The organism is Rubrivirga marina (assembly GCF_002283365.1).
GTDB lineage: Bacteria > Bacteroidota > Rhodothermia > Rhodothermales > Rubricoccaceae > Rubrivirga > Rubrivirga marina.
Genome location: NZ_MQWD01000001.1, coordinates 2,896,141 through 2,910,504, shown reverse-complemented (window position 1 = coordinate 2,910,504; position 14,364 = coordinate 2,896,141). Strand labels below are relative to the sequence as shown.

Annotated in this window: 7 protein-coding genes; 3 read left to right on the top strand and 4 right to left on the bottom strand. The window is 71.9% G+C overall.

Annotation, left to right across the window (positions count from 1 at the left end; genetic code table 11):
* Nucleotides 1–145: 145 nt before the first annotated feature.
* Genes BSZ37_RS12125 through BSZ37_RS12110 form a run of 4 tightly spaced genes read right to left on the bottom strand, consistent with a single transcriptional unit; the run spans nt 146 to nt 6,984 of the window.
* Entirely contained in the window at nt 146–1,978 is a 1,833-nt protein-coding gene (locus tag BSZ37_RS12125; protein WP_095510796.1) for a family 16 glycosylhydrolase, read from the bottom strand.
* A gap of 11 nt (nt 1,979–1,989) precedes the next feature.
* A complete protein-coding gene (locus BSZ37_RS12120) occupies nt 1,990–3,669 on the bottom strand; it encodes a cellulase family glycosylhydrolase (protein WP_095510795.1) in 1,680 nt (559 codons plus the stop codon).
* 2 nt (nt 3,670–3,671) lie between these two features.
* Nucleotides 3,672–5,948: a glycoside hydrolase family 3 N-terminal domain-containing protein gene (locus BSZ37_RS12115; RefSeq protein WP_095510794.1), complete on the bottom strand. Its 2,277-nt coding sequence runs from the start codon at nt 5,946–5,948 to the stop codon at nt 3,672–3,674.
* Nucleotides 5,949–5,985: 37 nt separating this feature from the next.
* Nucleotides 5,986–6,984 (bottom strand): LacI family DNA-binding transcriptional regulator, encoded by a 999-nt coding sequence (locus tag BSZ37_RS12110; protein WP_095510793.1) that lies wholly within the window; start codon nt 6,982–6,984, stop codon nt 5,986–5,988.
* A gap of 60 nt (nt 6,985–7,044) precedes the next feature.
* On the opposite strand from BSZ37_RS12110, the gene BSZ37_RS12105 reads away from it, so the two are divergent.
* From BSZ37_RS12105 to BSZ37_RS12095, 3 genes are all read left to right on the top strand, one after another.
* Complete coding sequence (locus BSZ37_RS12105; RefSeq protein ID WP_095510792.1) at nt 7,045–8,847, top strand: SGNH/GDSL hydrolase family protein; 1,803 nt, start codon at nt 7,045–7,047, stop codon at nt 8,845–8,847.
* A gap of 57 nt (nt 8,848–8,904) precedes the next feature.
* Nucleotides 8,905–12,690 (top strand): ThuA domain-containing protein, encoded by a 3,786-nt coding sequence (locus BSZ37_RS12100; RefSeq protein ID WP_095510791.1) that lies wholly within the window; start codon nt 8,905–8,907, stop codon nt 12,688–12,690.
* A 98-nt stretch (nt 12,691–12,788) separates the two neighbouring features.
* The gene (locus BSZ37_RS12095; RefSeq protein WP_095510790.1) at nt 12,789–14,345 is read left to right on the top strand and encodes a sodium:solute symporter family transporter; all 1,557 of its coding nucleotides are present in this window, start codon (nt 12,789–12,791) and stop codon (nt 14,343–14,345) included.
* Nucleotides 14,346–14,364 lie beyond the last annotated feature (19 nt).

Below are 14,364 nucleotides of genomic sequence, written 5' to 3'. Positions count from 1 at the left end.
GAGCGCCAGGATCGCAGGGGTGCCAAGACAGTACCCTGAAAACCTTTTCAGGACGGAAGGTACGTCAATCCGGCCACTCTGCAAGGCGATCCGAGGAGCCCCTGAAGCGCTTCCAAGTTGAAACGTTTCATGACCCCTTCACGGCTCACCGAACGACGACCAGCGGTGCGGACCGCAGGTCTCGGCCCGCGGCCAGCGTCACGGTGTAGACGCCGGGCGCGAGCCCCGATAGGTCGACCTCGGTAGCGTGGTCGCCGGCCGCAAGATCCTCGGCCATCACGCGCCGGACCTCCCGGCCGAGAGCGTCGAGGACACGGACCAAGACCGGGCCCGAGGTCGGAAGCTCGAAGGCGATACGCGCGCGGCCTGCGGCGGGCGTGGGCGCGACTCGGAGTCCCAGGCCGCCCGGCGCGTCGTCCTCGACGGCCACGCCTCCGAGGTAGTTGAACCGGAAGTTGTTGATCGAGAGGCCGCCGCTCCGGAAGTCGACCCGGAAAACGTGGCGGCCCGCGGGCAACTCGACCTCCGCGATGACCTCATTGCGATACGTGATGTCGCCGCCGGTCGGGGGCAGCGCGATGTCCTCGGTCAAGTCGTCGCCGTCGAGCGACAGCCGGACCGTGCCGCCGACGCCGGAGGCCATCCGAGCCTGGACCCGGTACCGGCCCGCCTCGGCCACGTCGATCGTGTACGTCACCCACTCGCGGGCGGAGACGTCGGTGAGGTCGTGCCCGCCGCCGTCGTCCTTCGACGGCCGGAGGTCGACGCCCTCCCCGAGGCGGATTCCCTCGCCAGTGTTGGCGGAGGAGAAGTCGCGGTAGGCCACGTCGGCCCCGCCGAGGTCGAAGTACTCGGCCTGGACCACGCCGGGGACCTCGGCCGGCCGCATGAGGTAGGGCCACGCGGTGCCGTCCGGGCACCCCTCCCCGACCACGAGGTCGACCGGCTCGCTGCGGCCCGTGTACCCGACGGCGTCGGTCGCCTGCGCCGAGAGCGCGTAGCACCCGTCCACGACGCCCTCGACCGTCAGACCGTACGGCGCGAAGATGTCGGCGCCGAGGACCCCGTCGCCCTGGAGAAAGCGCACCTCCTCGATCGGGTCGTTGTCCTCGGCCGTCGCCTCCAGCGTGAGCGTCGCGCCGGCCTCGACCGTCCCACCGCCTGAGGGGTCGGCCAGACCCACCTCGGGGTACGCCTCGGCGTCCTGATACACCCGGACGTAGTCGACCTCCATCCGCTGCGGGAAGGTGGTCGTCTCGTCGGGGTAGCCGGGCCACTGGCCGCCGACGGCGACGTTGAGGAGCAGGTGGAACGGGCTGTCGAACGGCGCCGGGTACGGTCCCCCGGCCGACGTCCAGCTGATCTGCGTCTGGTAGAGCTCGCCGTCGACGTACCACCGGATCCGCCGCGGCTCCCACTCGATCGCGAACGTGTGGAAGTCCTCGTCGAAGCTCCCTTCCGGGAGGTCATAGGACGTTCCGGTGTACCGGTGGCCGATCGAGCCGCCGCCGTAGTGGAGCGTGCCGTGGACCCTACTCGTCTCGTGGCCGAGGTACTCCATGATGTCGATCTCGCCGCCGACCGGCCAGCCGCCGTAGGGCGAGTCCGTCGGGAGCATCCAGAACGCCGGCCAGATGCCCTGCCCGAACGGGAGCTTGATCCGCGCCTCGATCCGGCCGTACGTCCACGCTGCCGTGCCCCGCGTGACGAGCCGGGCCGACGTGTAGTCGTTGCCCTCGTACTCCTCCTCTCGCGCCTCGATCACCAGCACGCCGTCCTCGACGCGCGCGTTGTCGGTCCGGTCGGTGTAGAACTGGCGCTCGGCGTTGCCCCAGCCGTGGCCCCCGATGTCGTAGTTCCAGTTGGCCGGGTCGGGCGCGCCGTCGACGTCGAACTCGTCGGACCAGACGAGCTGCCAGTCCTGGGCGTGAACGGAAGCGCTCCCGAGGAGTAACGCGAGGAAGAGCAGTCGGAGCATGGCAGCTGGAGTCAATCGGTAGAGTCGAACGTCAGGCGGCCGACGTCGAACCCGCCCTCGCGGATCCGGACGCGGAGGACGTGGGGACCGGCGCTGAGCGTGTGCGTGCCGAGGTCGACCTCGGCCCACGTCCCGCCCGAGGCGGGCACGGCGGCCTCGCCCCACGACTCACCGTCGACCTCGAGGGCCAGTTGCCCGGCGCCGCCGGTCACCGTGGCGGAGGCGGCGAACGTCCCGCCCGCGGGCACGCGGACCGTGTACTGGAGCCACTCGCCCGCCTCGGTCCACCCGACGCGGTAGGCCGGGCCCCCACGCTCGTTCGCGGCGATGTCGACGCCGTCATTGCGGTAGACGCCGCCCTCGTTGGCGAGGCCGGGCGTCCCCTGCTCGTTCTTCGAGCGCGTGTCGTGGTACCCGACCCCGTCGGCGCCCAGGTCGTAGTCGACGGCGTCGAGCGTACCCGGGAGCGTGTGGGGCTTGAAGGGGACCGCCAACGTGGCCCACGCCGGGTCGAACAGCGACCACAGCACGTCGGGGCGGAACGCCGTCGAGTCGATGTGGAGCGCGGCGGCCTGGGCGAGGAGGGCCGCCTCGGCCGTCTCGCGGTCGGGCTTCGGTGCCTCGCCGCGCCAGTAGGCCACGAGGTCGCGGTAGCCGGGCTGCATCGGGGCCGAGAGCGGGCTCGTGACCGTCTCGATCTTCTTGTGGGTCCACCAGTTCCACCCGATCCCGTTCTCGACGGCCCACGTCGCGACCTCGTGGAACCAGTCGTTCGAGTTCTCGCCCGTCTCGCCCAGCCAGAGCGGCACGCCGGTCGAGTCGCGGAGCTCGACGAACCGCGTCATGTCGGCCGGGTCGGTCGGGCTCCAGTACTTGTGGAAGGCCCACACCATGTTGTCGTCGAACGCCGGCGTGAGCCCGTCGAAGAAGTTGGCGAAGAAGTCCCCCTCGATAAAGAGGACGTGGTGCGGGTCGATGGCGCGGATGGCGTCGCGGGAGCGCACGTAGAAGTCGCGCAGCTCGGCCCGCGTCACGCCCTCCGGCAGGACGGGCTCGTTGATGATGTCGTAGCCGATGACGAGCCGGTCGTCGCGGTAGCGGCGGGCGATCTCCTCCCAGATCCGGATCGTGAGCGCCTGGTTCACTGCGGCGTTCGGCCCGACCCACAGCTCCGCCGTCCCGTGGGCGTCGGCGATGTTGTGCTCGCTCTGGCCGCCCGGCGCCGCGTGCATGTCGAAGATGACCGGCAGCCCGGCCTCGCGGCACCATTCGAGGAACGCATCGACCAGCGCGAACCCGTCCTCATCGAAGGCCCCGGCCTCCTCGTCCCAGAGCACCTTGTAGTGGAAGGGCAGGCGGACGTGGTCGTAGCCCCACTCGGCGATCTTCTGGATGTCCTCCTCCCGTACGTAGTTGGCGCGAAAGGCCTCGAAGTAGCGGTCGGCGCCCTCCTCCCCCGCCACCTCGACGGCCTGCTGGCGAATCGTCGTCGGCGAGCCGTGGCCCGGGACGCGGACCATGTAGCCCTCGGGCATGAGCCAGCCGCCGAGGCCGATCCCCCGGAGCACGTCGGGCTGCCCGTCGGGGCTGACGAGGCGCGTGCCGCGGGTGTGGTAGTAGCCCTCGCCCTCCGGCTGCGCCGATACGGCGACCGAGGCGAGCAGGGCCAGGAGGAGGAGCGGTGGGCGCATCGCTAGCGGGTGCCGGAGGCGGACGAGGTCACCTCGAAGCTCGCCGTTTCGTCGCCCACCTGCACCTCGAATGTGCCGGCCTCGACGACCCACTCGCCGGTCCGGTCGACGAAGGCGAGGTCCTGCACCGGGATCGAGAACGAGACCGTCCGCTGCTCGCCCGGCGCCAGCGTGACCTTTTCGAACGCCCGGAGGCGCCGCACCGCCGGCTCGATCGACGCCACGAGGTCGCGGACGAACACCATCACGACCTCGTCGCCCTCGCGATCACCCGTGTTCGCCACGTCGACCGACACCTCGACCGCGTCGGCAGCCGTGGCCGTCTCGCGACCGAGGCGGAGGTTGCTCGTCTCGAACGTCGTGTACGAAAGGCCGTGCCCGAACGGCCACTGCGGATTGAACCCGTGCGGGCCCGTCTCCTCGCTCTGCGTGTGGTCGTAGGTCGCCAGCGAGTTGGCGAAACGCGGGTAGGTGAACGGCAGCCGGCCGCTCGGGTTGACCTCGCCGAACAGCACGCCGGCGATGGCGTCGCCCGCGTACGGGCCGGTCTGGTACCCCATAACGACCGCCGCCGCGCGCTCCGCGATGGCGCGGACGATGAGCGGGCGGTTTTCGAGGAGCACGACCACGGTCGGCGTGCCGGTCTCGATGACGGCCTCGGCCAGGGCGATCTGCGCCGCCGGCATGTCGAGCGTCTCGATGTCGCCGGGCTGCTCCGTCGTCGGCCACTCGCCGAGGACCACGACGGCCACGTCCGCCGCGCGGGCCGCCTCCGCGGCGGCGCCGAGGTCGCCCGCCTCGGTGAGCGTGGCGCCCGGGACGAACGTCACGTTGTCGTCGCCCGCGAGGTCGCGGATCGAGGTGAGGACGGTCCGCGCCGTGTCGGGGTACATCCCGCGGACCGTGCCCTGCCAGGAGTACGTCCACGAGCCGTGCTGGATGACGGCGTCGTCGGCCGCGGGGCCGGTCACGAGGACGCGCGCGCCGCGGGCGATCGGGAGCGTCCCGTCGTTCTCGAGGAGCGTGATGGCCTCCTCGGCCGCACGGCGACTGGCCGCCCGGTGCGCCGGACTCCCGATCTCCTCCACGAGGTCCTGGGCCGGGTACGGGTCGTCGAACAGTCCAAGGTCGAGCTTGAGGCGGAGGATCCGGCGGACCGACTCGTCGAGGCGGCTCTCCGGGACCTCGCCGTCCTCCACGAGCGCGATCAGGTGATCGGTGAACGCGTAGTCGTAGGGCACCATCGCGAGGTCGATGCCGGCCATCACCGCCATCCGCGTGGCCTCCCGCTGGTCGGCCGCAACGCGGTGGTGGTTCACCAGCTTGTCGATGTCGGCCCAGTCGGTCACGACGACGCCCTCGAAGCCCATCTCCTGCCGGAGCAGGTCCGTCAGAATCGCTGCGTCGCCGTGGACCGGGACGCCGTTGATCGATCCCGAGTTGACCATGAGCGTGCGGAGGTCGGCCCGCTCGATGGCGGCGCGGAACGGCTCGAGGTAGTACTCCCGCTGGACGTGGTCGGGGATCCAGGCGGGGGTCCGGTCTTTCCCCGAGGTGGGCGTGCTGTAGCCGTAGAAATGCTTGCCGCTCGCCGCCACGTGACCCGGCGCGCCGACGTCGTCGCCTTGCAGCCCCTCGACGGTCGCCACGCCCATCTCGGTCACGAGGTGGACGTCCTCGCCGAACGTCTCGAAAAAGCGGCTCCACAGCGGTTGCCGCCCGAGGTCGAACACCGGGGAGAAGTTCCACGGGATGCCGCTCGCCCGCATCTCGACGGCCGTCGCCCGGCCGGCGGCGCGGGCGAGGTCGGGCTCGAAGGTGGCCGCCAGCGCGAGGTTGTGCGGGAAGACCGTCGCCCCCTGCATGTAGTGGTGACCGTGGACGGCGTCGATCCCGTAGAGAACCGGGACACCGGTCTCACGCTCGGCGGCGAGGTCCTGGATCTGGGTAATGACCTCGGCCCAATACTCCGGCGTGAACGCCACGTCCCACACGTTGAGGAGCGACCCGACGTGCCGCTCGACCACGGCCTCGCGGAGCTTGTCGAGGTCGAGCGCGTGCTGCGTCGTCTCGTCGGTGGCGGCGGTGGCGGAGACGGCCTGGAGCGTGAGCTGCGTCATCTCCCCCACCTTCTGCTCCACCGTCATGCCGGCGAGGATCTCCTCGACACGCGCGTCGACCTCGGCGCGGGACTGGGCGAGGGCGGTCGGGACGGTCCAGAGGATCACGAGGGCGAGCCCGAATCGGGCGGCGAGCCGGGAGCCTGAAAAGGTTTTCATAGCCAGAGAATAGCGACGGCAGAACCGCCGTGCGGAACTAGGACGCGGTCGATTCGCGGACGACGACCTCGGTGTCCAGCGTGACCGCCTCGCGGTCGCGCCCGCCGGCCCCCTTGATCTGGGCGAGGAGCCGCTCGATGGCACTCTGACCCATCTCGCGGACCGGGGCGTGAACGGTCGTCAGCGTCGGCGAAGAGAAGCGCGACAGCTGGATGTCGTCGAAGCCGGCGACGGCTACGTCGCCGGGCACGTCGAGGCCGGCGTCGCGGAGCGCGCTGACGACGCCGTACGCCGAGAGGTCGTTGGCGGCGAAGATGGCGGTCGGGCGTGGATCGAGCGCCAGGAAGGCTGGGACGGCCGACTGGCCAGCCTCGAGCGTGAAGTCGCCGGCGACCTCGAGTGCGGGGTTCGGTTCGACCCCGTGATCGCGGAGCGCGGCGCGAAACCCCTCCAACCGGTCGTCCGCGTCGCAGGAGGCGTCGGGCCCCTTGACGAACCCGATGCGGCGGTGCCCCTGCTCCAGCAGGTGCTCGGTGAGCCGGTACGCCCCGCCGCGGTTATCGAAGTTGACCGCCTCGATGTCGTCACGGTCGACCTCCGTGTTGACGAACACGATCGGCAGGTTTGGGGGGAGCCAGCCGCAGACCGTCTGCGCCGGGACCTCCGTCGACATCACGATGAGCCCGTCGACGCGGCGGTTGAGGCCCTGGATGACGGCCCGGAACTCCTTGACGTTGCGGTGCGACGACGACACGACGAGGAAGTACCCGTTGTCACTCGTCAGCCGGTCGATGCCGTGGAGGAACTCCGAGAAGAAGTCGCCCGCGATGTAGGGCAGGAGCACACCGATCCCCCCCGTGCTCTGGCCGAGCAGGCTGAGCGCGGCGGGGTTGGGGCTGTAGCCGAGGGCCTTGGCCGCCTCTTGGACACGCTGCCGCTTGGCCTCGTCGACCGCGGCGGAGTTGTTGAGGACCCGGGAGACGGTCGAGATCGACACCCCCGCGCGCTGCGCGACGTCGCGGATCGTGGGGACCATGTCCGAGGGCGGGCTCGCTAGATTGAAAAGGTTTTCGAAGCTACTCGGCCGCCCCACCCGGTGCAAACGTCCCCGCCCCCCGAGCCCGTCGCCCTGCCCCGGTCGAAGGCGCTCGTGTTCGGCGCGATCGCCATCGCGCTCCCCCTTTTCGCCCTGTTGTTGGTCGAGGGCGCACTGCGGCTGGCGGGCGCCGCCGAGGCACGGCGGGCGCCGTTCCAGCCGGCGCCGGATCACCCCGAGGCCGTCGTCCTCTCGCCCGACTTCGGCGCCCAGTTTTTCCGAGGCTTCCGCCCCGGCGTCGCGTTCGACCCGCTCCTAGTCGGCAAACCGGCGGGCGGTCTCCGCGTCGTCGCCCTCGGCGGCTCGACCACGGCCAGCTTCCCGTATACGTTTCCGTATGGCTTCCCGGCCCGCCTCGAGGACCGGCTCGCGGCGATGCTGCCCGGCCAGCCCGTCGAGGTCGCCAACCTCGGGATGACGGCGACCAACAGCTACACGCTGTGGGCCCTCGCCGAGCCCGTCGCCGAGCTCCGCCCTGACGCCGTCGTCATCTACTCCGGGCAGAACGAGTTCTACGGCGCCTACGGCACGGGCGGGACGCAGGGGTGGACCGGCACGTCGATCCCGCTCAAGCGCTTCTTGATCCGCGCCGGCCAGTGGTCGACGGTGGCGGGCCTCAGCGGGCTTCTCGGGCGCGGCGAAGACGATGCCGGCGAGTCGCGAACCATGATGGCCCGCGTCGTCCGAGAGGCGGCCATCGACCGGGACAGCGAGACCTACCGGGCCGGGATCGCGCAGTACGAGGCCAACCTCCGCGACGCGCTCCAGACGTTCACCGAGGCCGGCATTCCCGTGTTCCTCTCGACGCTCACCTCGAACCTCGCCGACCAGCCCCCCCTCGGCGACGAGCCGGAGGCCACGGAGGCTTACGAGCGCGGGCGCCGGCTGCTCGCGGCCGGTGACACGGCCGCGGCCCGCGCAGCCTTCCTCGACGCCAAAGAGGCCGACGGCCTCCGCTTCCGCGCGCCCGAGGCGCTCAACGATGTCGTCCGCCGCCTCGCCGACGCGTTCCCGAACGTCACGCTCGTCGACGCGCAAGCGCGCTTCCGCGACGCGGGCGGCGGCCTCGAGGACGCGACGCTTTTCGCCGACCACCTCCACCCGAACGCCCGCGGCTACGCCCTCCTCGCCGACGCCTTCGCCGACGCGCTCCGCCAGACGCTCCCCGCGCTTGGCGAGGCGGAGGACCCCGGCCCCGCGCCGAGCGCGATCGACCCCGTCGAGGAGGGCGTTGCCCGACTCCAGCTCACGGTGCTGACGAGCGGCTACCCGTTCCGCAAGGACCGGACGCCGGAGCAGGCGGCCGACGCGGCCCGGGCCGAGGCGCAGCGAATGCGGGCCGCGGGCGGCGCCGACGCCCTCGCGGCCCGCGTCGCGCTCGACGACCTCCCGATCATGAACGCGCTCGACCTCGCGGGGCAGCAGGCGCGCGCCGAGGGCGACACGCTCGCGGCCCTCCGGCTCTATGGCGGCCTCCTCCACTGGCAGCCGTTCAACGAGTCGCTGATGGCGCAGGCCGTCAGCTACGCGCTGGCGAACCCCGCGTACGACGACGAGACGGCGATCCTCGGCCGCTACGCCACGACGCACGCCCGCGACGCCTTCAGCTACAACGCGCTCGCGGCCGTTGCCCTGCGGCGAGGCGACCTGGATGGGGCCGACGCACTGCTCGACGCCGCCGAGCGGGTCGCGCCGGACTCCCCTGAAATGCTGTTCAACCGGGCGCGGCTGCTCGTCCTAAGGGGAGACACGGCGCGGGCCCGCGTCTACTTCGGCCGGTACCAGGCGGCGGCGGGTCAGTAGCCGCTCTCGTCCGAGGACCACGCGTAGCTTGGCACCTTGAAAACGTTTTCACACCCCATGCGCCTCGCGACCCTCGCCCTCCTCGTCAGCCTCGGCGTCCCGCTCGCACCGGCCGCGCACGCCCAGGACGGCGGCGCCGTCCTCGTCTTCTCGCGGACGACAGGCTTCCGCCACGCCTCGATCCCCAACGGCATCGCCGCGGTCCGCCAGTTGGGCGAGACACACGGGTTCTCGGTGACGGCGACCGAGGCCCCGTCGGTTTTCTCGGCGGCCGGCCTCGCTCCCTTCGACGCCGTCGTCTTCCTCAACACGACCGGCGACATCCTCGACGCGAGCCAGCAGGCGGCGTTCGAAGGGTACATCCAGTCCGGCGGAGGGTTCGTGGGCGTCCACTCGGCGGCCGACACGGAGTACGATTGGGCGTGGTACGGCGGGCTCGTCGGCGCGTACTTCGAGAGCCACCCGCCGGGAACGCCCGACGCGGTCGTCCACGTGGCCGACCGTGTGCACCCGGCGACGCGCGACCTGCCGGCGTCGTGGGCCCGGACCGACGAGTGGTACAACTTCCGCCGGTCGCCCCGCGGCGACGTCCACGTGCTGGCGACGCTCGACGAGCAGACGTACTCGGGCGGGACGATGCTCGGCGATCACCCGATCGCGTGGTGCCAGGCCTACGAGGGCGGTCGGTCGTTCTACACGGCCGGCGGGCACACAGGCGCCTCGTTTGCCGAGGTCGACTACCTCGGGCACCTCTGGGGCGGCCTCGCGTGGGCCGCCGGCTGGGCGCCGGGGGACTGCTCTGCGACGGTCGAGACGAGTTGGGAGATCTCGACGCTCGACGGCGACGTCAACGACCCGATGGAGCTAGCCGTGGCGCCGGACGGCCGGGTGTTCGTGGCCGAGCGCGGCGGAACAGTGAAGGTCTGGGACCCGCAGACGAGCGTCACGCGCGTCGCCGCGTCGCTGCCCGTGACGACGTCGTTCGAGGACGGGCTCCTCGGCATCACGCTCGACCCGGCCTTCGAGACGACGGGCTGGGCGTACCTCTACTACTCCCCCGCCGGCTCGGAGCCCATCCAACGGCTCTCCCGGTTCAGCGTCGTCGGGGACGCGATCGACCTCGGCTCCGAATCGGTGCTCCTGACCGTCCGCACCGATCGCGATCAGGGTGGCCATTCGGGCGGGTCGCTCGCGTTCGGCCCCGACGGGCTCCTCTACGTCGCCACCGGCGACGACACCGACCCGTTCGACTCGGACGGCTACGCGCCGATCGACGAACGGCCCGGCCGCGAGTCGTGGGACGCCCAGCGGACGTCGGGCAATCCCTTCGACCTCCGCGGCAAGATCCTCCGTGTCCGCCCGCTCGCGGATGGGACCGCCGAGATCCCCGAGGGCAACCTCTTCGCTGCCGATGGGTCGGAGGGCCGTCCGGAGGTCTACGCGATGGGCCTCCGCAACCCGTTCCGCATCAGCCTCGACCCCGACCGCGGCTGGCTCTACTGGGGCGACGTCGGGCCAGATGCGGGGAGTGGGTCGTCGGCGCGAGGGCCGCGCGGCTACGACGAAGTCAACCAGGCCCGCTCAGCGGGCTTCTTCGGCTGGCCGTACTGCACCGCCGACAACCAGCCCTACCGCGACTACAACTTCGCGACGGGCTCGAACGGCCCGGCGTTCGACTGCTCGGACGTCGTCAACGACTCACCGAACGTGGACGAGGCGCCGGTGGCGCTGCCGCCGGCCGTCCCGGCATGGGCGTGGTACCCATACGCGCCGTCCCCCGAGTTCCCGGACCTCCCGAACGGCGGCGGGCGGACCGCGATGGCCGGCCCGGTCGTGAGCGCGTCGACCCCCGGCGGCGCGGCGCTCCCGGCCTATTTCGACGGGTCCGTGTTCGTCTACGAGTGGTCACGGAACTGGATCGTCGAGACGCACCTCGACGCCGACGGGCAGCCGCTCGCGTTCCAGCGGTTCCTGCCGAGCCTTGACTTAAATCGTCCCATCGACCTCGAACTCGGACCCGACGGCGCGTTCTACGTGATCGAGTGGGGCTCTGGCTTCGGCGGGGGCAACCCCGACGCAGCGCTCCGGCGGATCGCCTACACCGGCGGCAGCCGCTCGCCGATCGCGAGCGCGCAGGCCTCGGCGACCAGCGGGCCGGCCCCGCTGACGGTCGCGTTCTCCAGCACCGGGACCGTCCACCCCGATGGGCTTCCCCTGACCTACGCCTGGGACCTCAATGGCGACGACGCGGTCGACGCCACGACGCCGACCGCGACCTGGACGTACGCCGAGAATGGGTCGTACACGGCGCGCCTGACGGTGACCGACACGAACGACCGGGCGGCGACCGCGACGGTCCCCATCGTCGTCGGCAACTCGGAGCCCGTCGTGACGGCGGCGCTGCCCGCCGACGGCGGGTTCTTCGCCTGGGGCGACTCCCTCCGCTACGACGTGTCCGTGACGGACCTGGAGGACGGGAGCACCGAGGCGGGCACGATCGCCTGCGCCGACGTCGTGATCCAGCCGGGCATCGGCCACGACGACCACAACCACCCGCTCGAGGAGTACCCGGGCTGCGAGGGCGGCTTCCGCACGCCGGGCGGCCACGGCGCTGACGGCGAGAACGTGTTCGTCGTCGTCGACGCGCGCTATGCCGACGCAGGTGCCGAGGGCGTCGGCTCGCTGACCGGCCGGCGCCAGGTCGTGCTGCGGCCCAACACGCTGGAGGCCGAGCACTACTCGAGCCAGTCGGGCGTCGTCGTCGCCTCGACGGAGGACTGGTCGGGAGCGCTCGACGTCGCCGGCATCGACGACGGGGACTGGGTGGCGTACGACCCGGTCCACCTCGGAGGCGTGCCGTTCGTGACCGCGCGCGTCTCGCTGGACGGGTCCGGCGGGCGGGTCGAGTTCCGCGCCGACGCGCCGGACGGGCCGCTCCTCGCCTCGGCCCGCGTCTCCCCGACGACCGAGGGGATGCCATACCGCGACGTGACGGTCCCCATCGAGGGCCCGGACGAGACGATCACGCTCTACCTCGTCTTCCGAAGCGACGCCACGTCGTCCGGCCTGTTCGACCTCAACTGGGTCCGGTTCCACGGAACGGGCGCGGCCGTGGCGGAGGGACAGCCCAGGGGGCTCGTGGCGGAGTACTTCCCCTCGCCAGACCTCAGCGGCGAGCCCGTGACGCGGACCGATCCGCAGGTGAGCTTCGACTGGGGGACGGACGCGCCCATCGAGGGCCTGCCCACGAACGGCTTCTCGGTCCGCTGGCGCGGCCTCCTCTCGGTCCCCGCCGACGGTCGCTACCGGTTCACGACGGCGACCGACGACGGGGCGCGACTCTGGGTCGACGGCGTGCTCGTGGTCGACGCGTGGGAGGACACCGGGCTTCGCCGCGCGTCGGGCTCCGCGACGCTCCCCGCAGGCGACGTCCCGATCCGACTCGAATACCGAGACGACTCCCGGCTCGCCGAGGCGGCGCTCTTATGGACCGGCCCCAACGTCCCCTTCCAGACGGTCCCCGAGGCGCTCTTGACCGCCGACCCGACCGTCGAGACGAACGAGGAGGTCGCCCCGGTTCGCACGGTCGCCCTCGGTCTCCCCCACCCCAACCCGGCGGACCGGTCCGTTGAGGTCGAGGTCCGGGTGGCGGCGGCCGGGCACGCGACCGTCGAGGTGTTCGACGCACTGGGCCGGCGCGTCCTCCAGCTGCACGACGGCCCGCTGGCAGCCGGCGTCCACACCCTCGCGGCCGACGTCTCCGCGCTCCCGAGCGGCGTCTACGGCGTCCGCATGTCCGCCGGCGAGGCCACGGACACGCGCTGGCTGACGGTCGTGCGCTGACGTCCCACCGCGCCCGCCTCGGGCACGACGTGGGGCCGACGATGGCGGAGCAGATGGTGTAATCTGGGGCGCCCAGCCCGCGCCTCGCTCCTCCGTTCATGCCGCCCATTCGGCTCGCGACCGCCGACGTCCTCGTCATGGCCGCGTACCTCGTGGGGATCCTGCTCCTCGGGCTCTGGGCGGCCCGTCGTCAGTCGACGGAGGAGGACTACTTCCTGGCCGGGCGCTCGCTGGGCTGGCCGCTCATCGGGGCGTCGCTGTTCGCGAGCAACATCTCGAGCTCGTCGTTCATCGGGCTCACCGGCGACGCGTACCGGTCGGGGATCTCGGTGTTCAACTACGAGTGGTCCGCGGTCGTAGCGCTCCTCGTGTTCGTCGTCGTGTTCCTCCCGCTCTACCTCCGGGCGCGGGTGTTCACGCTGCCGGAGTACCTCGAACAGCGGTTCGACGGCCGGATCCGGCTGGTGGTCTCGGGCCTCGCCGTCGTGATGAGCGTGTTCCTCGAGTCGGCAGGGGCGTTGTACGGGGCGGCGCTCGTGGTCCAGCTCCTGTTCCCCGACGTGCCGATGTGGGCGGCCATCGTGGGGGTGGGCGCCGTCACGGGACTCTACACCGCCGTCGGCGGGCTGAAGGCCGTGGTGTACACTGACGCCGCGCAGGCCGTCGTCCTGCTGGCGGGGGCCACAGCCGTCGCGGCGATGGTGATGGGCCAGACGACGTGGGCGGAGGTCGTCGCGGCGACGCCCGAGGCCTCGCGCCACCTCATCCAGCCGCTCGACGACCCGGCCCTCCCATGGCTCGGTCTCGTGACCGGCATCCCACTCCTCGGCATCTACTACTGGTGCGCGAACCAGTACGTGGTGCAGCGGGCGCTCGGCGCACGGACGCTCGACGAGGGCCGTCGCGGCGCGCTCTTCGCCGGCGCGCTCAAGCTGCCTATCCTGTTCGTCATCGTCCTGCCGGGCCTCTACGCGAGGGCCCTCTACCCCGACCTCGCCCGGCCCGACCTCGCCTTCCCGACGCTCTTGGTGGACGTGCTCCCGGTGGGCGTCCGAGGGGCCGTGCTCGTGGCGCTCCTGGCCGCGCTCATGTCGAGCCTCGACTCGACGCTGAACGCCGCGGCGACGCTCGTGACGATGGACTTCGCCCGACGGCTCCGACCCGACATCTCCGGGCGGGCGCTCGTCCGGATCGGCCGCGTCACGACGGTCCTCGTGCTCGGGCTCGGGATGCTGTGGGCACCCCAGATCGGCCGGTTCCCGTCGCTGTGGCAGTACCTCCAGACGGTCCTCGCCTACGCGACCCCGCCCATCGCCGCGTGCTTCCTGTTCGGCGCGCTGTGGCGGCGGGCGACGTCAGCCGGCGCGGCGGCCGGCCTCGGCGTCGGGCTCGTCCTCGCGCTGTCGCTGCTGGCCGTGCCGGTCGAGCTCCACTTCCTGTACGTCGCCGCGCTCGTGTTCTGTGGCAGCGCCGTCGCGCTCGTGGCCACCAGCCTCGCGACGCGGCCCCCACCGCCGGAGGCCGTCGCGGCCGTCTGGACGCCCGCGCTGGCCCGGCCCGATGCCGCCGGCGGTGGGTCCTGGCGGACCGACTACCGGGCCTACGCCCTCGCGCTCGTGGCGGCGACGGCCGCCCTCGTCGGGGCGTTCTGGTAGTCGGCCGGTCGGCCCGCCT